General features: G+C 51.1%; 20 protein-coding genes. 8 read left to right on the forward strand and 12 right to left on the reverse strand.

Annotated features, from left to right (window positions below):
• Nucleotides 1-3 precede the first annotated feature (3 nt).
• On the reverse strand, nucleotides 4-909 hold the full coding sequence (glyQ, locus tag SIL79_RS07140; protein WP_028780936.1) for a glycine--tRNA ligase subunit alpha: 906 nt from the start codon (nucleotides 907-909) through the stop codon (nucleotides 4-6).
• Nucleotides 910-1,018: 109 nt separating this feature from the next.
• Between glyQ and SIL79_RS07145 the strand changes: the two genes are divergently transcribed.
• Both SIL79_RS07145 and SIL79_RS07150 read left to right on the forward strand, forming a co-directional pair.
• On the forward strand, nucleotides 1,019-1,582 hold the full coding sequence (locus tag SIL79_RS07145; RefSeq protein WP_071476699.1) for a DNA-3-methyladenine glycosylase I: 564 nt from the start codon (nucleotides 1,019-1,021) through the stop codon (nucleotides 1,580-1,582).
• Nucleotides 1,583-1,685: 103 nt separating this feature from the next.
• Nucleotides 1,686-1,931: a hypothetical protein gene (locus tag SIL79_RS07150; RefSeq protein WP_319619091.1), complete on the forward strand. Its 246-nt coding sequence runs from the start codon at nucleotides 1,686-1,688 to the stop codon at nucleotides 1,929-1,931.
• 53 nt (nucleotides 1,932-1,984) lie between these two features.
• Here the strand turns inward: SIL79_RS07150 and SIL79_RS07155 are convergent, their stop codons facing one another.
• From SIL79_RS07155 to fadB, 5 genes are all read right to left on the reverse strand, one after another.
• Nucleotides 1,985-5,161: an amidohydrolase family protein gene (locus SIL79_RS07155; protein ID WP_234501627.1), complete on the reverse strand. Its 3,177-nt coding sequence runs from the start codon at nucleotides 5,159-5,161 to the stop codon at nucleotides 1,985-1,987.
• A 100-nt stretch (nucleotides 5,162-5,261) separates the two neighbouring features.
• Nucleotides 5,262-5,732: an MOSC domain-containing protein gene (locus SIL79_RS07160; RefSeq protein ID WP_319619092.1), complete on the reverse strand. Its 471-nt coding sequence runs from the start codon at nucleotides 5,730-5,732 to the stop codon at nucleotides 5,262-5,264.
• 27 nt (nucleotides 5,733-5,759) lie between these two features.
• The gene (gene tusA, locus SIL79_RS07165) at nucleotides 5,760-6,005 is read right to left on the reverse strand and encodes a sulfurtransferase TusA (RefSeq protein ID WP_039035687.1); all 246 of its coding nucleotides are present in this window, start codon (nucleotides 6,003-6,005) and stop codon (nucleotides 5,760-5,762) included.
• A gap of 333 nt (nucleotides 6,006-6,338) precedes the next feature.
• Nucleotides 6,339-7,502, reverse strand: coding sequence for an acetyl-CoA C-acyltransferase FadA (gene fadA, locus SIL79_RS07170; RefSeq protein ID WP_039035688.1), 1,164 nt, complete (start codon nucleotides 7,500-7,502; stop codon nucleotides 6,339-6,341).
• A gap of 21 nt (nucleotides 7,503-7,523) precedes the next feature.
• Nucleotides 7,524-9,674 carry a fatty acid oxidation complex subunit alpha FadB gene (fadB, locus tag SIL79_RS07175; protein WP_319619093.1) on the reverse strand — a complete coding sequence of 717 codons (2,151 nt, stop codon included), beginning with the start codon at nucleotides 9,672-9,674 and terminating at the stop codon, nucleotides 7,524-7,526.
• A 236-nt stretch (nucleotides 9,675-9,910) separates the two neighbouring features.
• Between fadB and pepQ the strand changes: the two genes are divergently transcribed.
• From pepQ to hemG (SIL79_RS07195), 4 genes are all read left to right on the forward strand, one after another.
• The gene (pepQ, locus tag SIL79_RS07180) at nucleotides 9,911-11,233 is read left to right on the forward strand and encodes a Xaa-Pro dipeptidase (protein WP_215774367.1); all 1,323 of its coding nucleotides are present in this window, start codon (nucleotides 9,911-9,913) and stop codon (nucleotides 11,231-11,233) included.
• Nucleotides 11,226-11,840 (forward strand): YigZ family protein, encoded by a 615-nt coding sequence (locus tag SIL79_RS07185; protein ID WP_071476705.1) that lies wholly within the window; start codon nucleotides 11,226-11,228, stop codon nucleotides 11,838-11,840. Before pepQ ends, SIL79_RS07185 begins: the two co-directional genes overlap by 8 nt.
• Nucleotides 11,841-11,905: 65 nt before the next feature.
• On the forward strand, nucleotides 11,906-13,363 hold the full coding sequence (locus SIL79_RS07190) for a TrkH family potassium uptake protein (protein WP_039035692.1): 1,458 nt from the start codon (nucleotides 11,906-11,908) through the stop codon (nucleotides 13,361-13,363).
• A complete protein-coding gene (hemG, locus tag SIL79_RS07195; RefSeq protein ID WP_039035693.1) occupies nucleotides 13,363-13,890 on the forward strand; it encodes a menaquinone-dependent protoporphyrinogen IX dehydrogenase in 528 nt (175 codons plus the stop codon). The genes SIL79_RS07190 and hemG (SIL79_RS07195) overlap by 1 nt, the downstream gene beginning before the upstream one ends.
• Before the next feature lie 3 nt (nucleotides 13,891-13,893).
• Here hemG (SIL79_RS07195) and SIL79_RS07200 read toward each other — a convergent pair whose 3' ends face one another.
• Complete coding sequence (locus SIL79_RS07200) at nucleotides 13,894-14,199, reverse strand: ArsR/SmtB family transcription factor (RefSeq protein WP_039035694.1); 306 nt, start codon at nucleotides 14,197-14,199, stop codon at nucleotides 13,894-13,896.
• A 228-nt stretch (nucleotides 14,200-14,427) separates the two neighbouring features.
• On the opposite strand from SIL79_RS07200, the gene hemG (SIL79_RS07205) reads away from it, so the two are divergent.
• A complete protein-coding gene (gene hemG, locus SIL79_RS07205) occupies nucleotides 14,428-14,967 on the forward strand; it encodes a menaquinone-dependent protoporphyrinogen IX dehydrogenase (RefSeq protein ID WP_039035695.1) in 540 nt (179 codons plus the stop codon).
• Between the two features lie 135 nt (nucleotides 14,968-15,102).
• Nucleotides 15,103-15,636 carry a spermidine N1-acetyltransferase gene (gene speG / locus SIL79_RS07210; protein ID WP_215773686.1) on the forward strand — a complete coding sequence of 178 codons (534 nt, stop codon included), beginning with the start codon at nucleotides 15,103-15,105 and terminating at the stop codon, nucleotides 15,634-15,636.
• A gap of 8 nt (nucleotides 15,637-15,644) precedes the next feature.
• On the opposite strand, the gene SIL79_RS07215 is transcribed toward speG, so the two are convergent.
• Genes SIL79_RS07215 through def form a run of 5 tightly spaced genes read right to left on the reverse strand, consistent with a single transcriptional unit; the run spans nucleotide 15,645 to nucleotide 21,302 of the window.
• On the reverse strand, nucleotides 15,645-17,087 hold the full coding sequence (locus tag SIL79_RS07215; protein ID WP_039035697.1) for a TrkH family potassium uptake protein: 1,443 nt from the start codon (nucleotides 17,085-17,087) through the stop codon (nucleotides 15,645-15,647).
• A 10-nt stretch (nucleotides 17,088-17,097) separates the two neighbouring features.
• Nucleotides 17,098-18,507: a Trk system potassium transporter TrkA gene (gene trkA / locus SIL79_RS07220; RefSeq protein ID WP_039035698.1), complete on the reverse strand. Its 1,410-nt coding sequence runs from the start codon at nucleotides 18,505-18,507 to the stop codon at nucleotides 17,098-17,100.
• A 9-nt stretch (nucleotides 18,508-18,516) separates the two neighbouring features.
• Entirely contained in the window at nucleotides 18,517-19,815 is a 1,299-nt protein-coding gene (gene rsmB / locus SIL79_RS07225; protein WP_319619094.1) for a 16S rRNA (cytosine(967)-C(5))-methyltransferase RsmB, read from the reverse strand.
• Nucleotides 19,812-20,765: a methionyl-tRNA formyltransferase gene (gene fmt, locus SIL79_RS07230; RefSeq protein WP_319619095.1), complete on the reverse strand. Its 954-nt coding sequence runs from the start codon at nucleotides 20,763-20,765 to the stop codon at nucleotides 19,812-19,814. Before fmt ends, rsmB begins: the two co-directional genes overlap by 4 nt.
• Before the next feature lie 27 nt (nucleotides 20,766-20,792).
• Nucleotides 20,793-21,302, reverse strand: coding sequence for a peptide deformylase (gene def, locus SIL79_RS07235; RefSeq protein WP_144362092.1), 510 nt, complete (start codon nucleotides 21,300-21,302; stop codon nucleotides 20,793-20,795).
• Nucleotides 21,303-21,366: the final 64 nt, after the last annotated feature.

Here is a 21,366-nt window from a genome sequence, read left to right on the forward strand (position 1 = left end):
ACCTCACTTGCACATTGGGAAGCCCAGGGCTTCACGCGCCTGGTAATAAGCTTCGGCTACCGCCTTGGCCATGGTGCGCACCCGCAGGATATAGCGCTGACGCTCGGTCACAGAGATGGCGTGACGGGCATCGAGTAGGTTGAAGGCGTGTGAAGCCTTCATAACTTGCTCATAAGCGGGCAGAGGCAGAGGTTTTTCCAGTGAAAGCAGGTGCTGGCAGGTTTTCTCGCACTGATCGAACAGACCGAACAGGAAGTCGACATCGGCATGTTCAAAGTTGTAGGTTGACTGCTCCACTTCGTTTTGGTGGAACACGTCACCATAGGTGATCCTTCCCATTGGGCCGTCGGTCCACACCAGATCATAGACGCTGTCTACGCCTTGAATATACATGGCAAGACGCTCTAGACCATAGGTGATTTCGCCGGTTACCGGGCTACACTCTAGGCCACCAACCTGTTGGAAATAGGTGAACTGGCTGACTTCCATACCGTTGAGCCAAACTTCCCAGCCCAGGCCCCAGGCCCCCAGGGTAGGTGATTCCCAGTTGTCTTCAACGAAACGGATATCATGGATACTTGGGTCTACACCCAGGGCTTGCAGTGAGCCGAGGTATAGCTCCTGAATATTATCCGGTGAAGGTTTCAATACGACCTGAAACTGATAGTAGTGCTGAAGACGGTTGGGGTTTTCACCATAGCGGCCGTCGGTAGGGCGGCGCGATGGTTGGACATACGCGCTGCTCATCGGCTCAGGGCCCAATGAACGCAAAAAGGTTTGTGGATGGAAGGTGCCGGCACCGACCTCCATGTCCAGGGGTTGAACTATGGCGCAACCTTGCTGCGCCCAGTATTCTTGCAGGGTCAAGATAAAACCCTGGAATGTCTTCACGTCGTGTTTCGTCGTCATATCTACTGCTGTCAGCTATTAATAGAAAATGGTTTCGATTATACCTTGTCGATATAGGCTTATGTAGGTTATTTTTTATCGGATTTAGCGATTTAAGGGATTTTGAGTAATGGATATAGTTCGTTGTGGCTGGGTGACTGATGATCCTCTCTATCAGGAATATCACGACAAGGTGTGGGGAAGGCCGGTGTACGATGCCAAAGAACTGTTTGCCAAGCTCTGTCTCGATGGTCAGCAGGCGGGACTGTCTTGGCTGACCATACTCAAAAAGCAGGCTAACTATGAACGTGCCTTTGCCGGGTTTGATCCCCAAGTCATTGCCGGGTTCGACCAAGCCAAAATAGATGAATTGCTGCAAGACCCAGGGATAGTGCGCAACAGAGCCAAGGTGAATTCCATAGTTCGAAACGCCAAGGCATATCTGGCATTTGTGGAACAAGGTAATGATTTTTCAGAATTTCTTTGGGGTTTTGTCGGCGGGGTACCCAAAGTGAATCGCTTTGAAACCCTGACTCAGGTTCCGGCTCAAACACCCGAGTCGGAGGCGATGTCCAAGGCGCTGAAAAAACTGGGGTTTAACTTCTGTGGCCCGACGATTTGCTATGCCTTTATGCAGGCTGTTGGCATGGTCAACGATCATTTGTTGGATTGCTGTTGTTATCCCCATGATTAAGTTTTCCCGGCGTCGCCGTTTTTTGCTGGCGCTGTTCAGTTCGGGTCCAGGGCCCGGGCCCTTTGCGGCGATAATTTATCTACCGTTGTGCATGCTATTCTGGATGTTTATCGCATTTGTTTTTGGTCGATTATTGGCGCTTAGTGATGGCGTAAGTGTGTTTATTGGGGCGCTATTTGCATTGCCAACTCTGGTGCTGGTGAAATTGTGGGCCGTACGGGTGGGCGATACTTTACTGCGACTCAGCTTTGGCAAACAAGCCATCATGCCTACACTCATCCGTTTCCTGTTGCCGGCGCTTGTTAGCTATCTACTGTTAGCTTTGGTACTGCTACTGCTTATAAAATAAAAGGATGTTCCACGTGGAACATCCTTCCGTATTTACGTCGGGTTTAATCTTTTTTAAATATCTTCAAAGAAGAAGGGCTGGCGCTGCTTCTTATCACCATTGAGTTGATTCATGGTTTCGGCATCATAGAGTTTGCCATTGACCATAGTATGAGTGACCCTGTCTGTGACCCTAATGTCCTCTAGTGGGTTACCGTCGATAACAATAAGGTCGGCTAATTTGCCTGGTTTAATTGAACCAAGCTGATGGTCCATAGCGAAGGTCTTGGCGGGATAAAGCGTTGCCGTCTTCAGCACTTCCATATTGCTCATACCGCCCTGGGCAAACATCCACATCTCCCAATGAGCAGCCAAGCCTTCACGCTGACCATGGGCACCAATGTTGGGATGGATCCCCAATTGATTCACCTCATTGGCGACTCTGGCTACATTGAAGTGGTTGTAATGTTCATCCGGTGCGGTAGGCCTTCTCATGGAGCGAGCCCGCAACAGATCGGCAGGAACATATTTTGACAATCGTGGATGAGCCCAGACATCTGTCTTATCGTACCAATAGTTTTCACCCGAAATGCCGCCATAGGCCACCACCAGAGTGGGGGTGTAACCTACTTGGGTTTGGCTCCAGAATTGCTTAATATCGTCGTAGATTGCTGCGGCCGGCAGGGAATGTTCCACTGTGGTGTGGCCATCGGCAATCATGGTGAGATTATGCTGCAGCAGGCTTCCTCCCTCTGGAACCACCATCATCTCCAATTCTCTGGCCGCGGCTATGACTTGTTGACGCTGATTGCGCCTGGGTTGGTTATAGCTCTTGACGCTGAAAGCGCCGACTTTTTTAAGTCGTTCGAGGTGGAATTTGGCATCATCCAATGAGTCTATGTGACTGGTGTAGCCTGGTAAGTTGGCTCCATAGAGTATGGTGCCGGTAGAGAATATCCGCGGGCCAACAATCTTTCCGGCTTTTTGTTGCTCGCTGGCAGCAAAAATTTCGGTAGTGTCATTGGAGGGATCATGGATGCTGGTAACCCCCAAGGCCAAGCCGGCATATAACTGCCAGTTCTGCTGGGGGATGATTTCGCTTTCACCTTGAGCGCCATGGGCATGGGCATCAAACAGACCCGGCATCAGTGTCTTACCTGAGATATCCACTAGCATAGCATCATCCGGAATAGCCATGCCGGCTTCACCCACGGCTTGGATATGGTTATCTTTCACCAACACCACACCTTTATCTATGACCCTATCATTCTCCATTGTGATGATCTTTCCGCCGACGAAAGCGATTGTTCCACGTGGAACATCCATCTCTGTCTGAAAACCAATCTCAGTAACTTGGACCTTGTCCTTGGCATTCTTCTCTCGATAGTCGTTATCCAGGTTCACTTGATAGAGTTCTGGGCCAAGGGTCCAATAGAGCTGATCGCTGTTGGCGCCCCAACTGATACTCTCACCGGCACGGGTACTGAGCTGTGTTACCGGCAAATTAGTCGCCTTAGGCCCGATATCAACGGTTTCACCATGCTTGGCGAAGGGGGTGACCCAAACCCGGAAACGTTCGGCAAATGCGAGTTGCTTACCATCGGGAGATACCCTGAATTCTGTGGCGTGTTTGCTGGTGTAGTGTACCCGCTTATCGAAACCACTAAGCGCTATTGAGGCTAGTTGCGGCGTTTCACCACTCTCGATAAAGTAGACTCTGTCATTGTCGGCACCAAACTGTGGTTGGAAGCCCTGAGCTGAGAGTTTCTTTAGTCCTTTACCATTGCTGTCAACCAGGTAGAGCCCGGGATCCTGACTCCAGGTTTTTGGAGTAATATAGCCACCGGCAATTTTACGAAACACAACTTGCTTGCCATCGGGAGAGAAGGTGGGCTCAATATATTTCCCCGGCTCTTGGGTCAGTGTTGTGGTTTTTCCTCCTCGGGCACTGATGGTTCTAACGCTGCCTTGTTGCTGATCATTCCATGTGGTAAACACCACTCGCTTACCGTCACGGGACCATTGAGGGAATAACTCATCCACCCGGTCATCCAAACGGGTCAGGCGCTTCGGTTTGCCGTCCGGCAGCTGCTTTATCCAGATTTTTCCCAGAGCTTCGTAGATGACTTTGGTTCCATCTGGCGATACCTGAGCCATGCGCAGCATTTTGACATCCAGTTGCTGCTGATCTATGTCCTGCTTAAAGCGCACCGCCGGTTGCACAGCAAGCTCTGTGGTGACATTGAATGGGATCTCTGCCGTTTGTTTGGATGCCAATTCGAGTCTGTGGATTTTGCCTTTTGCCCAGAAATAGATCTCTGCACTATCTGGACTCCAGGCCATAGTGGGATAAACACCATGTATCGCCCAGGTTTCCTGCATGTCTCTGTCAAGGTCGCCATAGAGCTTTTGCTCTTTACCGGAAGCCAGATCCAACAGGTATAAGGTTGACTGAAAACCGTCGCGTTTGATGTAGGCCAACTGTTTGCCATCCGGGCTCGGAGTAGGTCTGATGGCGCCACCAGTGCCCTCGACAAGCACTTCGATATCCCCGGTTTGAGTATCGTAGCGTTTTATCTTGTATATGCCTTTGACCGAGTCTTTGGAGTAGTGAAAGGTCTTGCCTGGGGTGGCATCTTGGCTGAAGTAGATATATCGGCCGTCCGGGGAATAGGCGGGTTCACCCAAGTCTTTCTGATCATTTGGCCGCTCGGTGAGTTTAACTCCTTCGCCACCGGCAATATGATAAAGCCAGACTTCCCCGGCTCCTAGACTGCGACTGGCTGTGAAGTGCTTTCGCGCCACCAGATATTGGGAATCAGGGCTCCAGGCCGGGCTGTTGAGCAGGCGGAATGTTTCATTGGTTACCGGACGCGGATTACTGCCGTCAGCATTCATTACCCAGATGTTGTCGCCGCCATCTTGATCCGATGTAAAGGCAATGTATTTGCCATCTGGGCTGTAGACGGGCTGCATCTGCCAGGCTATGCCTTGTGCTAAAGGTTCGGCTTCGCCGCCCTGTGCGGGAATTCTGTAGATGTCACCCAGCAGATCAAACACCAGGTATTTGCCATCCGGGCTCAGGCTTAGGTTCATCCAGGTACCTTCAGAGACCTGAATTTTGGCTTGTTCTAGGGGAGCATTCTGTGGGGCATTGACGTCCCACTTGGTTGCGTGATCGTCACTGAATGCCGAAGCTGAAAAGAGCAACGAAACAGCTGTGTACAGAGGGGTTAGTTTAGGTCTCAACATGACAGCGGCCTTATTTTAGTTATCGGTTACCGACTGTCTGTTATCTCACAAATTTGTTAACAGTAAAACCTCAATACTGTATCAATTAGTTTTCCATTTTTTATAAGTCTAAGTTGCGATTTGGCCAGCTATCGAGTAACTGAACCGGGTCCAGAGGCTTGATTTTTCCCGGATTTATCACTTTGGCAGTACAGCCACCACGCCAACCAGGCGTTAATGCTGCTTCCAACCCTGGGTATGCTCGCTCCATTTTGCCGCAGGGGTCAGTTTCTCCGGTAAGTTCAAGCACCAGTTGTTCACCAATCCTCAGGTATTTACCCACCAACTCAGGTGCAAACTCCAGACCATCCAGCAGCAAGTTGGCTCTGCGGCACGTCCAGGGTAGCTCTGTCTGTAATTGAGTACAGGCTTGTTGCCACTGTTGTTGAGATAACAGCGTTACCTGACGCTTTCCTGGTTTACCAAAAACATCGCCCTCTACACCTTGAGCCAAACTGACTTTGGCCTGGGGCAACAAATCCATCGGCGCGTTTCTTTGCTTTTTATGGGCGATAGCGAGCAGGGTAATCATAGGTTCCTTCCTGGTGAGAGGGTTAGGTTAGAGACCTTTTTTAATTAAATATTGATAAGGCAAGTCATCCGTTTGACTGGCTACCAAGGTGTGGTCCATAAACTGGCAAAAGCTGGGAATATCTCTTGTGGTAGCTGGATCATCGGCGATAATGAGCAGAGTTTCGCCCTCGGCCATATGACGGACTTTTTTACGAACCATCATGACAGGTTCCGGACACCTCAAACCTAAAGCATCCAGTTGATGTTGGGCACTGGCAAAGACCTGACTCATATAACCTCTTACAACGAGAACAACAGAAGTGGCTAATATTACTCCAAGGCAGCGGTCAAACCAAGTTGATAGCTATTTTTTGTGCTCTATCGCATTGTTCCACGTGGAACATGGCTCTACTTGTTATTCAGTACTTGGTTCTAGCTTCACATTTAATCAAAGCGCTTTATTGTCAGCGAGCTGACCTTGTCTTTGTGGACATCAGGTTAATTAAAGGATTATCTCTGTGATGGGGACAAACAGCTTTACATAAAAAAACCGCTTAAGGAATAAGCGGTTTTTCATTAAGAAGGGCAGCTTCTCTATGATGCTCTCTGTGTTGGTGATATTTACTCAGACACGCTCAAATACAGTGGCAATACCTTGGCCGAGACCAATACACATGGTTGCCAGACCCAAAGTCGCGTCTTTACTCTCCATCAGATTGATCAATGTGGTGGAGATACGGGCACCCGAGCAACCCAGAGGGTGACCCAAAGCGATGGCACCACCGTTGAGGTTAACCTTCTCATCGACCAGCTCCATAAGACCTAGATCTTTCACGCAAGGCAGAGACTGCGCGGCAAAGGCTTCATTCAGCTCAACCAGATCGATATCCGCTATGCTAAGACCTGCGCGAGTCAGTGCTTTTTGTGTAGCTGGAACCGGGCCATAGCCCATGATTGATGGGTCACAGCCGGCAACTGCCATCGACTTGATGCGAGCTCGGATAGGCAGTCCCAGCGCCTTGGCTTTTTCTTCTTCCATCACTAGCATGGCCGATGCGCCATCTGACAGGGCCGAAGAGGTACCAGCGGTAACAGTGCCGTTGGCCGGGTCAAACACGGGGCGCAGGCCTGCCAGTGATTCCATACTGGTTTCAGGGCGGATCACTTCGTCATAATCGATTTTGATCAAGGCACCACTGGCATCATGGCCTTCGATAGCCTGGATCTCTCTGGCAAAACGGCCTTCAACTGTGGCTGCATGCGCACGTTTGTGCGAGCGCACGGCAAACTCATCCTGCATTTCACGGCTAATACCGTGCATGCGACCGAGCATTTCCGCCGTCAGTCCCATCATGCCGGCAGCCTTGGCAACCCGGGTTGCCAAGCCAGGGTGGAAGTCGACCCCATGACTCATGGGAACATGACCCATATGTTCAACACCACCAATGATGAAGGTGTCTCCCATGCCTGTCATGATGGCCCTGGCTGCCTGGTGAATGGCTTCCATGGAGGAGCCACATAGACGGTTTACAGTAACCGCACCAACTTGCTTGGGGATACCCGCGAGCAGAGAGGCATTACGGGCGATATTAAAACCTTGCTCCAGAGTCTGTTGCACACAGCCCCAGATAACGTCTTCTATGGTGCCGGGATCCAACTGGGGATTACGTACCAGCAGGGCTTTCATCAACTCGGCAGAGAGTGTCTCTGCACGAACATTTCTAAATACACCAGCCTTGGAACGGCCCATGGGTGTACGAATGCAATCTACGATAACTGCTTGTTTCATGGTTAAAATCCTTTCCGCAAATTAGGCCTGATAGTAAGAACCGTTGTTGGCTGCCAGTTCACGCATGCCATCGGTCACTTGGTAGAGTCCCCCCAGGTGGGCGTATTTGTCAGCCAGGGCGACAAAGTTGGCAACGCCCATGGTATCCAGATAGCGGAACACACCGCCTCTGAATGGTGGGAAGCCAAGACCATATACCAGACCCATGTCGGCTTCAGCCGGGGTGGCTACTATGCCTTCTTCCAGGCAGCGTACGGTTTCAATAATCATGGGGATCATGGTGCGGGCGATGATTTCATCGCTGCTGAACTCCTTGAGTTCACCGAATTCGGCCTGCAGTAATTCGTAGCTGACAGGATCCTTGTCTTTCTTCGGCTTACCACGCTTATCCACAGAATACTGATAGAAACCTTTACCGTTTTTCTGCCCCAGGCGCTCATGGTTAAACATGATATCTATGGCATCTTTGCCTGTTTTGCCCATACGGTCCGGGAAGCCTTCGGCCATGACAGCCTGGGCGTGATGGCCGGTATCCAAACCGACTACATCCAGCAGATAAGCCGGGCCCATAGGCCAACCAAACTGTTTCTCCATCACCTTGTCGACGGCGATAAAGTCTGCACCATCAGCCAGTAGGCCATTAAAGCCGGCGAAATAGGGGAAGAGTACCCGGTTAACAAAGAAGCCGGGGCAGTCGTTGACCACAATCGGCGTCTTGCCCATCTTGCTGGCATAGGCCACTACAGAGGAGATGGTTTCTTCCGAGCTGTGTTCGCCACGGATCACTTCCACCAGTGGCATCTTGTGCACAGGGTTGAAGAAATGCATGCCGCAGAAGCGGGAAGGGTCTTTCAGACTCTTGGCAAGCAGGTTAATAGAGATGGTTGAGGTGTTGGACGTTATGATGGCATCGGCAGCTAGCTGCTGCTCGACTTCGGCCAGCACAGTTGCCTTGACCTTGGGATGTTCTACTACCGCTTCGACCACTATGTTGGCGTCTTTGACGGCGCTGTAGTCGAGTGATGGGGTGATGTTGTTGAGTACTTTAGCCATCTTGGCCGGGGTGGAGCGACCACGCTCTACCTGTGCCGTCAGTAGCTTGGCCGCTTCGTTAAGGCCGAGATCCAGCGCCTTCTGCGCTATGTCTTTCATAACAATCGGCGTACCCTTGCTGGCGCTTTGGTAGGCGATACCGCCGCCCATAATGCCTGCGCCCAATACCGCGGCTTGTTCTATATTTTTGGCTTGTTTGGCGGCCTTCTTGGCTTTGCCTTTGACCAGTTGGTCATTGAGGAAGATGCCGATCAGCGCCTTGGCCACATCTGTTTTGGCCAGTTGAATAAAGGCTTGATGTTCTACCAATAAAGCCTCTTCACGCCCCAGACCGGCTGCCTTTTCCACTACGTTAACCGCCGCCATTGGCGCCGGATAATGCTTGCCGGCAACAGAGAACACCATACCCTTGGCTGTGGTGAACGACATCATGGCTTCCAGCTTGGGGAGTGTCAGTGGCGACTGTTTACGTTGACGGCGACTCTGCCAGTCAAGTTTGCCCGCCAGCGCGTCCTGTAGCATCTGTAGTGCTGCGGCCTGGAGTTGCTCTGGAGCCACGACGGCATCTACTGCGCCGACTTTGAGTGCGGCTTCCGGGCGTTGGTCTTTGCCTGTGGTGATCCACTCCAATGCATTATCTGCACCTATCACTCTTGGCAGGCGCACTGTGCCACCGAATCCAGGGATGATCCCCAGCTTGGTTTCCGGCAGGCCGATTCGGGCATTGGTGTCGGCAATGCGGAAGTCTGTGGCCAATATGGTTTCGCAACCACCGCCCAAGGCAAAACCATTGATGGCAGAAGCGGTTGGGAAAGGCATGTCTTCCAGCTTGTTGAATACCGCATTGGCTTGCTGCAACCATGACAAGAGTACTTCATCTTCCTGAGCGAACAACCCAAGGAACTCAGTAATGTCGGCGCCGACAATAAAGGCATCTTTGGCCGATGTCAGCAGCAGTGCTTTCACGCTGGATTCTGCTTTGATGGCGTCCAGCGCCTCATCCAGAGAGGTCAGGGTGGCGCGGTCGAATTTGTTTACCGATCCTTCGGCATTGAAGCAAAGGCGGGCGATATTATTCTCGAGTAACTCAACTTGAATCATCGAATTTTGGTAGATCATTGCTTGCATCCTTATTGCTTAGGAGTAGGGCAGCTCAGGCCATCATTTGACCAGTTGTTGCTCAGTGTGCTTCGAAAAAAGGAAAAATACAACACCCAATTTAAACGATCGTTTAATTGCTTGTCGGTTAGCTGTAAATTTCAGCTTTGTGATACACTGCACATTGGCTTTTGTTGTAACTGTGAACAGCGTCCAATGGCAAGGGGAACCTTGATTTCAGATAACAGGAACGGCTTATTATGCAACTGGCTCAGCATTATCAATCACATATAAACACTCTTAATCAAAGGGTTGCCGAGATTTGTGCTCGTGAGGGACTGTCTGGTTTGGCAATTCATTCGGGTCAACCCCACAGGCAGTTTCTGGACGATATCGATTACCCCTTCAAGGTGAACCCCCATTTCAAGGCCTGGGTGCCTTTACTGGAAACGCCTCATTGTTGGCTGCTGGTCAATGGTCGCGACAAGCCTGTGCTGATCTTTTACCGTCCCGAAGACTTCTGGCACAAGGTGACAGATCTGCCGCAAAGCTTCTGGTGTGACAGCTTTGATATCCGTATTTTGACCAAGGCCGATAAGGTGGCAGAGCTCCTGCCTGTGGCCGAAGGTCACTGGGCCTATATAGGTGAACACCTGGAAGTGGCTTCTGTGCTCGGGTTTAATAACTGTAACCCTGAAGCTGTAATGAGCTACCTGCACTTTTATCGTGCCTGTAAGACAGATTACGAGTTGGAATGTATGCGTCAGGCCAATCGTATTGCGGTCAAGGGCCATCGCGCGGCCAAGAACGCCTTCTACAGTGGTGCCAGTGAGTTTGAAATCCAGCAGCAATACTTGAGTGCCATAGCACAAGGGGAGAATCAGATTCCCTATGGCAATATTATAGCCCTCAACCAAAACGCCGCTATTTTGCATTACACTGCGTTGGAGCATGAAAGCCCACAGCAGAGGTTGTCTTTTCTGATCGATGCCGGAGCCTCTTTCCACGGCTATGCTGCCGATATCAGCCGTACCTATGCTTTTGAAAAAAATCGATTCCACGATCTTATCCAGGCGATGAATCAACTGCAGCTTCAACTGATTGAACACTTGCGACCCGGCAAACGTTATACTGAGCTGCATCTGCTGGCTCATCAACAGCTGGCGACTCTGTTACTTGAAGTCGGCCTGGCCAGAGGCTCGAAAGAGATGCTGCTGGAGCAGGGTATTACCCGGGCTTTTTTCCCTCACGGGCTGGGGCATATGTTGGGATTGCAGGTGCATGATGTCGGTGGTTTCTTCAATGACGAACGCGGCACCCATGTGGCCCCTCCTGAGGAGCATCCGTTTCTGCGCTGCACCAGGACTATGGCGCCCGGGCATGTAGTAACCATAGAACCAGGACTTTACTTCATCGATAGCCTGTTGGCGCCACTCAGGCAAGATGGCCGCAAGGCGTTGGTGGATTGGGATCTGGTAGCCAGTTTACGCCCGTTTGGTGGGATCCGTATTGAAGACAATGTCATAATCCACGCCCATAGTAACGAAAATATGACTCGAGAGTCAGGTCTCATTGATTGAAAGTTATCCCATTGCGGCAGAAGAGCTGGAATATGAAGAGGAGATAAAGCATAGCCGCTTTATCTCTTTGATATTTCCCTGCCATTCGCCAGAAGAGTTTAAACAGCAACTACAACAGATAAAGCAGCGTTATCCCGGTGCCAGTCATTATTGCCAGGCATTTATTTGTGGTGCACCCAAGGGGCTGTCGGCCATGGGGTCGAGTGATGACGGCGAGCCGGGTGGTAGTGCCGGTCGCCCTATGTTGGCGGTCTTGCAGGGTGCTGGCATAGGTGAGATTGGCGCCGTTGTAGTGCGTTACTATGGCGGCACCAAGTTGGGTGTGGGTGGGCTGGTTCGTGCCTACAGTAGTGGGCTCAAGCAGATGATGCCCCGGCTGGCGACCAAGACCAAAATGCTCAGGGAAAAAGGCAGTTTGGTTTGCCGTTACGACCAACTGCCCGATGTCGAACATCTGTTGCAGAGGCTCGATGTGTTGATAGAAGAGCGGGAGTTTACTGACAATATTCGCCTGACACTGGCCGTGCCCCTATCTGTTACCGAGAGTATCAATAAAGAGTTGGCTCCCATGAGCCAAGGACAACTAAAGATAGATTTTTCACAGTGAACACTCTGATAACTTGTGCGACAATGCTGAGTTTTTATTGGCTAATGGACTGATTGAAAAGCGGCATGCATTACCGAACGATTACCCGTATTACCGGGTTACTGATAGGGCTTTTCTCCATCACTATGCTGCCCCCGGCATTGGTGGCCCTTATCTATGAAGACGGCGGTGGTACAGCCTTTATCAAAGCCTTCTTTATCAGTCTATTTATCGGTTTCTGGCTCTGGTATCCCAATCGCCACCATAAGGCAGAACTCAAGACCCGAGAGGGTTTTTTGATCGTGGTGCTGTTCTGGACCGTACTTGGTGCCATAGGTACCTTGCCCTTTTTACTATCGAAACAGCCGGACTTGTCGTTAGCCGACAGTATTTTTGAGTCTTTTTCGGCGCTGACTACCACAGGAGCCACTGTGATAGTCGGCCTGGATAACCTGCCAAAGGCGATACTCTTTTATCGTCACCTCCTGCAATGGCTCGGTGGTATGGGGATCATTGTGTTGGCGGTAGCTATTCTGCCGGTGTTGGGGATTGGGGGGATGCAGCTTTACCGGGCTGAGATCCCCGGGCCCGTCAAAGACTCCAAGATGACCCCCAGGATTGCCGAAACCGCCAAGACGCTCTGGTATATCTATCTGATGTTGACCTTGGCCTGTGCCGGCGCCTATTGGCTCGCCGGTATGAGTGCCTTCGATGCCATCAGTCACTCATTTTCTACTATCGCTATTGGTGGGTTCTCCACCCATGATGCCAGCATGGGCTATTTTCAAAGCCCGACCATCAATTTGATTTGCGTGGTATTTTTACTGATTGCGGCAGTGAACTTCAGCCTGCACTTCGCAGCGTTTTCCCGCCGGGGGATCAACTTCAAGGTTTATTTTCGTGATGCTGAATTCAAGGCGCTTATCGCTATTCAGTTACTGCTGACTGCCATCTGTTTCGCCACTTTGTATCACTCGGGTATCTATGATTCACCGGAACAAACTCTGGATCATGCGCTGTTTCAGGCGGTATCCATTTCCACCACAGCCGGTTTTGGCACCGAGAGCTTCCATGTTTGGCCGCTGTTTCTGCCTATTCTGTTGATGTTTTCCAGCTTTATCGGCGGCAGCGGTGGTTCTACAGCCGGCGGTATCAAGGTTATCCGCGTGGTGTTACTGCTGTTGCAGGGCTCGCGCGAGCTTAAGCGTCTAATTCATCCCAGGGCCATGTTCTCCATTCGTATCGGTTCCAAGGCGTTGCCGGATAGGGTAATAGATGCTGTTTGGGGGTTCTTCTCCGCCTATGCGCTGGTATTTGTCATCTGTATGCTGATCCTGATGGCCATGGGAATGGATGCGATAACGGCCTTCAGCGCCACCGCAGCTTGCCTTAACAACCTGGGGCCTGGCCTAGGTGAAGTTGCCAGCAATTACGCCAGCATAGGTGATGGCGCCAAGTATGTGCTTGTGGTTGCCATGTTGTTTGGGCGCTTGGAAATTTTTACCTTATTGGTGTTGTTTACCCCGACTTTCTGGAAGAACTGATGAGCAAAACTCTGATTATTTATTCGACCGTTGATGGCCAGACCAAGGCGATATGCCAGATGATGGCCGATGAATTGAGCAAAGTGGGTGAGACAGTTTCTATGGTATCGTTGGCTGAGGCGGAAGCTGAGCCTTTGCAGACTTTCGATAAAATCCTTGTGGGTGCCAGCATACGTTATGGTAAGCATAGGCCGGAGCTGTACCGTTTCGTCAACCACCACCATGCGCTGCTGAATGCCAAGAAGAATGCCTTCTTTACCGTCAATGTAGTCGCTCGTAAGCCGGAAAAGAATACCCCGGAAACCAACCCTTATATGCAGAAGTTTTTGCAGTTATCCCTGTGGCAGCCACAGTTGCAAGGCGTGTTTGCCGGCAAGATAGCCTATCCTAACTACGGCTTATTTGACCGTAGCATGATTCGGCTGATCATGTGGATAACCAAGGGGCCAACTGATATCAGCGGTACTTATGAATTTACCGATTGGCAGCGGGTGAAAGCGTTTGCTGCCGAGTTTGCCGAGCTTTGAGATCTAAGCGCAGTACTTACGGTGCAGAATAGAAATGACCTCGGTGACCTGTTGATTCTTGAGCGAGTAGTAAACAACCTGCGAACTCTTGCGGGTTGCCACCAGATCTTCGGCGCGCAGTACTGCCAGATGTTGTGACAGCGCAGATTGGCTCAGCGGAACCGTTTCATTCAATTGAGTAACGCTCAGCTCCTGATCCAACAGTAGGCAGAGGATCATCAGGCGATAAGGGTTGGCGATGGCCTTGAGCCATTTGGCAGCATTTTCCGCATTGGAAAGCATGGCTGCGATATCAATATCTTTTTGCATCAGCTTGGAACCTCTTCGCCTTTTGATTAGGTTATTCTAATTGAATAGGGGGATGAGTACAATCATCAGTCTTTTATCTGGATCGCAATTCTAGCCTGAAAACTACCGATTCAGCGCGATTTGCGGCAATATTCTTAAGAGTTGAAGCCGATTATGTGATCTCTCAACTTGTTCTATCTGGGCGACAAGCCACACAATTTAAGTTACAGACACTCAATAGGCGAACTTATGAAATCCATTCTTGTGCTCTACTTCTCCCGTGGTGGCCACACTGCCAAGATCAGTCGCTGTATAGCTGAAAGACTACAGCAGTTGGGTCATGAGTGTGACAGCATGGATTTGGCTGCGGCCGAGGCGGAAAACATCGACTGGCAAAAATATGATGCCGTGGTACTCGGTGCTTGTGTGCTTTATGGCACCTACGACAAGAGTGTGTTCGCTTTTTGCAGCAAACACCAACAGGTGTTGACAGAAAAAGGGCTCAGCTTTTTCTCTGTTAATGTGGTGGCCCGCAAACCGGAGAAACGAATACCGGAAAACAACAAGTATCTGCAGAAGTTTATTGCTCTGTCGGATTGGAAACCCAAGGATGTGAAGATTATCGCCGGTAAGGTGGACTACCCCTCTTGGGGCTGGCTGGATAGCTTTATGATCCGGTTGATCATGAAGATGACCGGCGGCCCAACCGATCCCAAGACGGTTATCGACTACACGGACTGGGAAGATGTAAAGCGCTATGCCGAGTATTTGAGTGATTTGGCATCCTGATAGAGCCGATGTTTTCCAAGCGCAGTCATGGTACTGCGCTTTTTTGTATGTGTTGAAAAGACTGCAAGGCAAGCTTTGTTTGCCTGTTGCCCACTTAATATGGGCGGCTTTATTGTATGACTTTTAGGAGGTGTCATGAATGACGGTGATATTCGCCTGCGGGCGCTGGAAAGAACAGACCTGAGATTTATTCATCAGTTAAATAACAATCGCATTATTATGGCTTATTGGTTTGAAGAGCCCTATGAGTCGTTTGATGAGCTTGAAGAGCTCTACAACAAGCATATCCATGACAAGACGGAGCGACGCTTTATCGTAGAAAATGCTCAGCAGCAGACTATAGGCCTGGTTGAGTTGGTGGAGATCAATGACATTCATCGTAACGCCGAGTTTCAGATCATTATAGCGCCGGAGTTTCAGGGGCGAGGCTATGCCAGACCTATGGTCAACAAGGCGCTCAATTACGCCTTTACCATACTTAACCTATACAAGGTTTATCTGCATGTGGCACTGGAGAATGACAAGGCGTTGCAGCTCTATCAAAAGTGCGGTTTTAAAGAGGAAGGCCATTTGGTACAAGAGATCTTTATCAACGGCCAATACTCGGATGTCAAACGTATGTATGTCTTACAAGCCGATTATCTACAGTTGAATAATATTCACCTATAGAGGGGTTGTCAGTACTTCCAGAAACTGGGGTGGAACAATACGGCAACGGTAAGGATCTCCAAGCGGCCCAGCAACATGCCTATCGACAGCGCCCATTTGGCCAAGTCCGGCAAGCTGGAAAAGTTGCCTGCAGGGCCAATAACCGGGCCGAGTCCTGGGCCGACATTGGTCACTGCCGTGACTGCGCCGGAAAGGCTGGTGATAGGATCCAGACCACAAAGCACCAACACCAGTGTCAGCATCACGATAACCAGCATAAACAGCAGCGCAAAGGTCACCAGGGAGCGCACAATTTCTTCGTTGATAGGTCGGTTGTTGTAGCGCTCGCGGAAAATACCGTTGGGATGAAACTGCTGCTTCAATTGTTCACGCATGATGGCGCCGGCTATCTGGAAGCGGAATATCTTGATACCGCCGGAGGTTGAACCTGAGCAGCTGCCGACAAACATCAGGAATAGAAAGGCGATATTTGCCAGTGCCCCCCAACTGCCGTAGTCAGTCAGACCATAGCCTGTGGTTGTGACCACGGAAACCACGTTAAAACTCGAGAGCCGCAGGGCATCAATAAAAGCTATTTCCCGCGAGCTGTAGAGCCAATAGGCCAGAGAGAAAGACACCAGCAGCAGAAAAAGAATAAAGCCTTTTACTTGGGCATCATTCCACACCTTGATACTACGTTGCTGCAGGCTTTGGACAAACATCAGCAGCGGCAGGCCGCCGGCAGCCATGAATACCACCCCGACCCAGTGCGCTGCTTCGGGAAAGGCCGCCATCGAACTGTCCGAAGTCGAGTAGCCTCCAGTGGAGAGTGTGGTCATGGCATGATTCAGCGCCTGAAACCAGTTCATCCCTGCCAGGTGATAAGCCAAACCGCAGCATACTGTCAGTCCCAGATAAACCAGAAACAGGTATTTGGCCAAGCTCTGGGTGCGAGGGATGGCCTTCTCGGACCAATCTGAGGATTCAGTTCTAAATAGCCGCATTCCCCCCACGTTGAGAAACGGCAGAATGGCCACCGCCATCACGATAAAGCCTATGCCACCGAGCCACTGCAACAGCGAACGCCAGACGAGAATGCTGTGATCCATGCTATCCAGGCCGGATAATACTGTGGATCCTGTCGTGGTGATCCCCGACATGGTTTCAAAGAAGGCATCGGTATAGCCAATACCGTGATACAGGGTAAAAGGCATGGCGGCGAATAGGCTGACGATAAACCAGGTGAGACTGGTCAGCAGGAACATGTCGCGGATATTCAGATTGAGTTTTTGTCCCTGGCCCCTATGCATACAAAGGCTGGAGATTGTGCCTGTGACCAGTGCCGATGCCATGAAGGCTGCCACTGTTTCTTCACCGTAAAACAGAGCGAAGAAGAGTGGAATAAACATAAAGGCCGTCAGCATGGATAAAAACAGGCCTAGGATGAATAGCAGTGGGCGAAAATTCAGCATGGCCAGAGCCTTAGAAGAAAAACGCGCTCGGCTGGAATAGTTTTTCCACTTCACCGATAAACTTCTTGTTCACCAGAAAGAGAATGACATGGTCTCCCTGTTCGATAACTGTTTTATCGTGGGCCATTAAGACTTCATCATCGCGGACTATGGCACCTATGGTGGTGCCAGGCGGCAGCTTGATTTCGCCTATCTGTTTACCTACGACTTTACTGGTGCTGGAGTCACCGTGGGCTATGGCTTCAATCGCTTCGGCGGCACCGCGACGCAGTGAGTATACGTTACAGATATCCCCTTGACGGATATGGGTCAGCAAGGCCGAGATAGTGGCTTGCTGCGGCGAAATGGCGATATCGATATTGGCTTCCTGAACGATATCGACATAAGCTTCACGCTGAATAAGCACCATCACTTTCTTGGCGCCCATGCGCTTGGCCAACAGCGCCGACATGATATTGGCCTCGTCGTCGTTGGTGACGGCGATAAACACATCGGTTTGATCTATATGCTCTTCCATCAAGAGTTCCTGATCGGAAGCATCGCCGCAGAATACCGTGGTATTTTCCAGCTTTTCTGACAGTGCTTCGGCTCTGTCCTGACGGTGTTCTATCAGCTTGACCGAGTGATTACGCTGCAGTTTCTTGGCCAGTCCCAAACCTATGTTACCGCCACCGGCGATCATGATATTGCGGTAGCTGTTATCCAGCTTCTGCATCTCACTCATCACTGCCCGTACATGGCGACTGTCAGCGACAAAGAACACTTCATCATCGGCTTCTATGATGGTGGTTCCCCTGGGCATAATCGGCCGTCCCTGACGGAAAATAGCCGCCACCCGGGTATCAATATTCGGCATGTGTTCGCGCAGCGTTGCCAGCGCGTTGCCCACCAAGGGGCCACCATAATAGGCGCGAACAGCCACCAGGCTCAGTTTGCCTTCGGCGAACTCCAGAACCTGTAAAGCCCCAGGATAATCTACCAGGCGTTGTATGTAAGCGGTTACTAACTGCTCGGGAGCTATCAGCTCATCTATGATGAACCCCCCCCGGGTACGAGGCTCATTACTCTTGGTTTCACTGTCGATAAACAGTTTATCCTGCATCCCCAAGTACTGCTCTGAGCGAATACGGGCTATCTTGGTTGGTGTGCCAAACAGGGTATAGGCAATTTGACAGGCGGCCATGTTGCATTCGTCGCTGTTGGTTACAGCGATCAGCATATCGGCATCTTCGGCGCCGGCTTCTTTCAAGACGCCGGGGTGGGCTCCGTGACCGACAACCACCCGCAAGTCATATTTGTCTTGCAGTGCCCTAAGGCGATTTCTGTCACTGTCGACTATGGTGATATCGTTGTTTTCACCCACCAGGTTTTCTGCAAGGGTGCCACCGACCTGACCTGCGCCCAAGATGATTATTTTCATGGCCTCGTCTTATCCCTGAAGTTTCGACTTAACGATTCGCGCGTAATAAAACCCGTCCATATTGTCCTGTCCGGGCAAGATTTGCCAGCCTATCGCATCTGTCTGGTCTGCCTGAGTGATAGCTTCGAGCCGGGCATCCGGCGTACGCTCCAGGAAGGCGACAACTTGATCGCGGTTTTCCTGTGGCAGGATAGAGCAGGTGGCGTATAACAGTACACCGCCTGGCTTCAACCATTGCCAGCAGTGATCCAATATCTGTTGCTGCACCTTGGCCAACTCCTCAATATCCTGTGGCTTACGCAGCCACATGATATCCGGATGGCGCCGAATAACGCCGGTAGCCGAGCAGGGGGCATCCAGTAATATGCGATCAAACTTGCTACCCTGCCACCATGAAGCAATATTTGCGGCATCGCCGTGCACCAACTTGGCATTCAGTTGCAACCTTTGCAGGTTCTCGGCAACTCTCTGCAGCCGTTTGTTGTCGTTGTCGACCGCCACCAGTTCTATGTCAGGACACAGCTCCAGCAGATGGCAACTCTTGCCTCCCGGAGCGGCGCAGGCATCGAGAATGGTTTCGCCCGCTTGCGGTGCCAGCAGGGCGGCGGCCCATTGAGCAGCACCATCCTGCACAGACACTGAGCCTTCGCCAAAGCCGGGCAGAGTGGTGACATCGCAGGCTTGCTCAAGCAATATACTGTCTTCCCCCTGACCTGGAGTGGCGGCAATTTCGGCTTCAGCCAAGTGTTGCAGATATTGCTCACGACTTTGGGATAAACGGTTGTTGCGCAGCCACAGTGGCGGCCGCTGGTGACTCTGCTGCACAACTTGTTGCCAGTTTTCCGGATAGGCAGCACTGAGCGCCTTGAGGATCCAGTTGGGCGTATTGTGTTCCAGCACAGGGTTATCTGTGGCCAGTGGACTATTGTCTCGCTGGATATTGCGTAAAACGCCGTTGACTACCTTGACCAGGTTTTCAAACTTCAGCTGACGACAGGCTTCGGCAGTTTCCGAAGTGGCTGCATGGGCCGGTATCCGGGTGAAATACAATTGGTAACAACCCACAAGAAGTAGCTGGTGGACGATACGCTGTTTCCCTTTGAACTGTTTACTGAGGCAGTCGCTGACTCTCTTGTCCAGTTGTGGCAGGGTGCGCATTACGCCGTAGCAAAGTTCGGCCAAAAGCGCCTTGTCTTTGCCGCTTTGAAGCTGCTGCTGTTGTTCGGGCAGGGCAACCGAGAGGGACATGCCCCGTTCCAGCACCTGAAAGATGGCCTTGGCGGCAAGGGCTCTGAGATTCTGCCTCATGATGCTTGAGCCAAATTCTTACCGGGTTGGAACCATTCGCCCCTGGCGTTGAGAATATCTGCGATATCCAGCGGTTTTTTCCCTGGCAGTTGCGCCTTTTTCAATACTAATAAGCCATCGGCAGTGGCAATGGCTAATCCTCGCTTGTCGGCACGCACCACTGTGCCCGGCTCAAACTGCTCGTCTGACTCTTCCACTTCAGCCTGCCAGACCTTGATATTTTGTCCCTGGCATTCAAAGTAGCTCACCGGCCATGGGTTAAAGGCGCGGATCTCCTGCCACAGATTGCGGGCAGCCTTATGCCAGTCGATACGGGCTTCCTCTTTACTGAGTTTTTCGGCGTAGTTGGCCAGTGATTCATCCTGCGGCTCGGCGGTGAGTTTGCCTTCGGCCAGACCTTGCAGAGCTTGGATCAGTGCTTCCGGTCCCTGTTGGGCCAGTTTTTCATAAAGGGTTGCTGAAGTGTCGTCATCGGCTATCGGCAGCGAGGTCTTGAGCAGCATATCGCCGGTATCCAAACCGACATCCATCTGCATTATGGTGACCCCGGTTTCTTTGTCCCCGGCCCACAATGCCCTTTGGATAGGCGCCGCACCGCGCCAGCGCGGCAGAATGGAGCCGTGAACATTGATGCATCCCAGGCGGGGAGCCTGCAACACTGCCAATGGCAGGATCAGGCCATAGGCGACCACCACCATGATATCGGCTCCCAGAGCGGCCAACTCCTGCTGGGCTTCTTCATTGCGCAGTGATTTGGGCTGATAGACGGGAATATCGTGTTCCAGCGCCAGCGCCTTGACCGGGCTGGGGGTGAGTTTATGGCCTCTTCCGGCGGGTTTGTCCACTCGGGTATAGACGGCGATGACTTGATGCTCTGAGTCCAGCAGCGCCTGCAGGTGGCGCGCTGCAAAGTCCGGAGTACCGGCAAAAATGATCTTCAGTGGTTTCAAAATAGATCCTAATTATTCGGGATTGATTCAGGCTTTCGCTTCCTGACGTGCCGCTTTTTCCAGCTTTTGTCTGATCCGCTGACGTTTCAGTGGTGACAGATAATCAACGAAAAGCTTGCCCTTTAGATGATCCATCTCATGCTGAATACAGATGGCAAATAAGCCGTCTGCTTCAATAGTAAATTCATTGCCATCTCGGTCGAGTGCCGTCACGGTAATAAATTCGGCTCTGTCCACCTTGGCATAAATACCGGGTACAGACAGACAACCTTCTTCATTACAGAAGTCACCGCTGGCACTGATAATTTGGGGGTTGATAAAGACTTTTGGACGTTCAACGTCATCCTGTAAGTCCATCACTATCAGTTGCTTATGAAAATCGACTTGAGTTGCGGCCAGACCAATACCCTTTTCTTCGTACATGGTCTCGAACATATTATCGATTTGCGTCTGCAGCGCAGAATCAAATTCTGTCACGGGCTGGGCAATCGTGCGTAATCTCTCGTCGGGGAATCGTAATACTTTTAACATGGTCATAGATAAACTCTTAACAAGTCTGTCAAATCCGTGCCAGTTGGTTATACTGACTTGTGCTATTGCG

It is taken from the genome of Shewanella indica, from assembly GCF_033842865.1.
GTDB lineage: Bacteria > Pseudomonadota > Gammaproteobacteria > Enterobacterales > Shewanellaceae > Shewanella > Shewanella indica.

Bases quoted from the DNA above. Each gene is read 5' to 3' on its own strand.
- tusA (WP_039035687.1), bottom strand. From the start codon at position 6,005: ATGAGTCAGGTCTTTGCCAGTGCCCAACATCAACTGGATGCTTTAGGT.
- SIL79_RS07155 (WP_234501627.1), bottom strand. From the start codon at position 5,161: ATGTTGAGACCTAAACTAACCCCTCTGTACACAGCTGTTTCGTTGCTC.
- glyQ (WP_028780936.1), bottom strand. From the start codon at position 909: ATGACGACGAAACACGACGTGAAGACATTCCAGGGTTTTATCTTGACC.
- hemG (WP_039035695.1), top strand. From the start codon at position 14,428: ATGAAATCCATTCTTGTGCTCTACTTCTCCCGTGGTGGCCACACTGCC.
- SIL79_RS07145 (WP_071476699.1), top strand. From the start codon at position 1,019: ATGGATATAGTTCGTTGTGGCTGGGTGACTGATGATCCTCTCTATCAG.
- def (WP_144362092.1), bottom strand. From the start codon at position 21,302: ATGACCATGTTAAAAGTATTACGATTCCCCGACGAGAGATTACGCACG.
- trkA (WP_039035698.1), bottom strand. From the start codon at position 18,507: ATGAAAATAATCATCTTGGGCGCAGGTCAGGTCGGTGGCACCCTTGCA.
- speG (WP_215773686.1), top strand. From the start codon at position 15,103: ATGAATGACGGTGATATTCGCCTGCGGGCGCTGGAAAGAACAGACCTG.
- SIL79_RS07150 (WP_319619091.1), top strand. From the start codon at position 1,686: ATGTTTATCGCATTTGTTTTTGGTCGATTATTGGCGCTTAGTGATGGC.
- hemG (WP_039035693.1), top strand. From the start codon at position 13,363: ATGAGCAAAACTCTGATTATTTATTCGACCGTTGATGGCCAGACCAAG.
- fadB (WP_319619093.1), bottom strand. From the start codon at position 9,674: ATGATCTACCAAAATTCGATGATTCAAGTTGAGTTACTCGAGAATAAT.
- SIL79_RS07215 (WP_039035697.1), bottom strand. From the start codon at position 17,087: ATGCTGAATTTTCGCCCACTGCTATTCATCCTAGGCCTGTTTTTATCC.
- SIL79_RS07200 (WP_039035694.1), bottom strand. From the start codon at position 14,199: ATGCAAAAAGATATTGATATCGCAGCCATGCTTTCCAATGCGGAAAAT.
- SIL79_RS07160 (WP_319619092.1), bottom strand. From the start codon at position 5,732: ATGATTACCCTGCTCGCTATCGCCCATAAAAAGCAAAGAAACGCGCCG.
- SIL79_RS07190 (WP_039035692.1), top strand. From the start codon at position 11,906: ATGCATTACCGAACGATTACCCGTATTACCGGGTTACTGATAGGGCTT.
- fadA (WP_039035688.1), bottom strand. From the start codon at position 7,502: ATGAAACAAGCAGTTATCGTAGATTGCATTCGTACACCCATGGGCCGT.
- rsmB (WP_319619094.1), bottom strand. From the start codon at position 19,815: ATGAGGCAGAATCTCAGAGCCCTTGCCGCCAAGGCCATCTTTCAGGTG.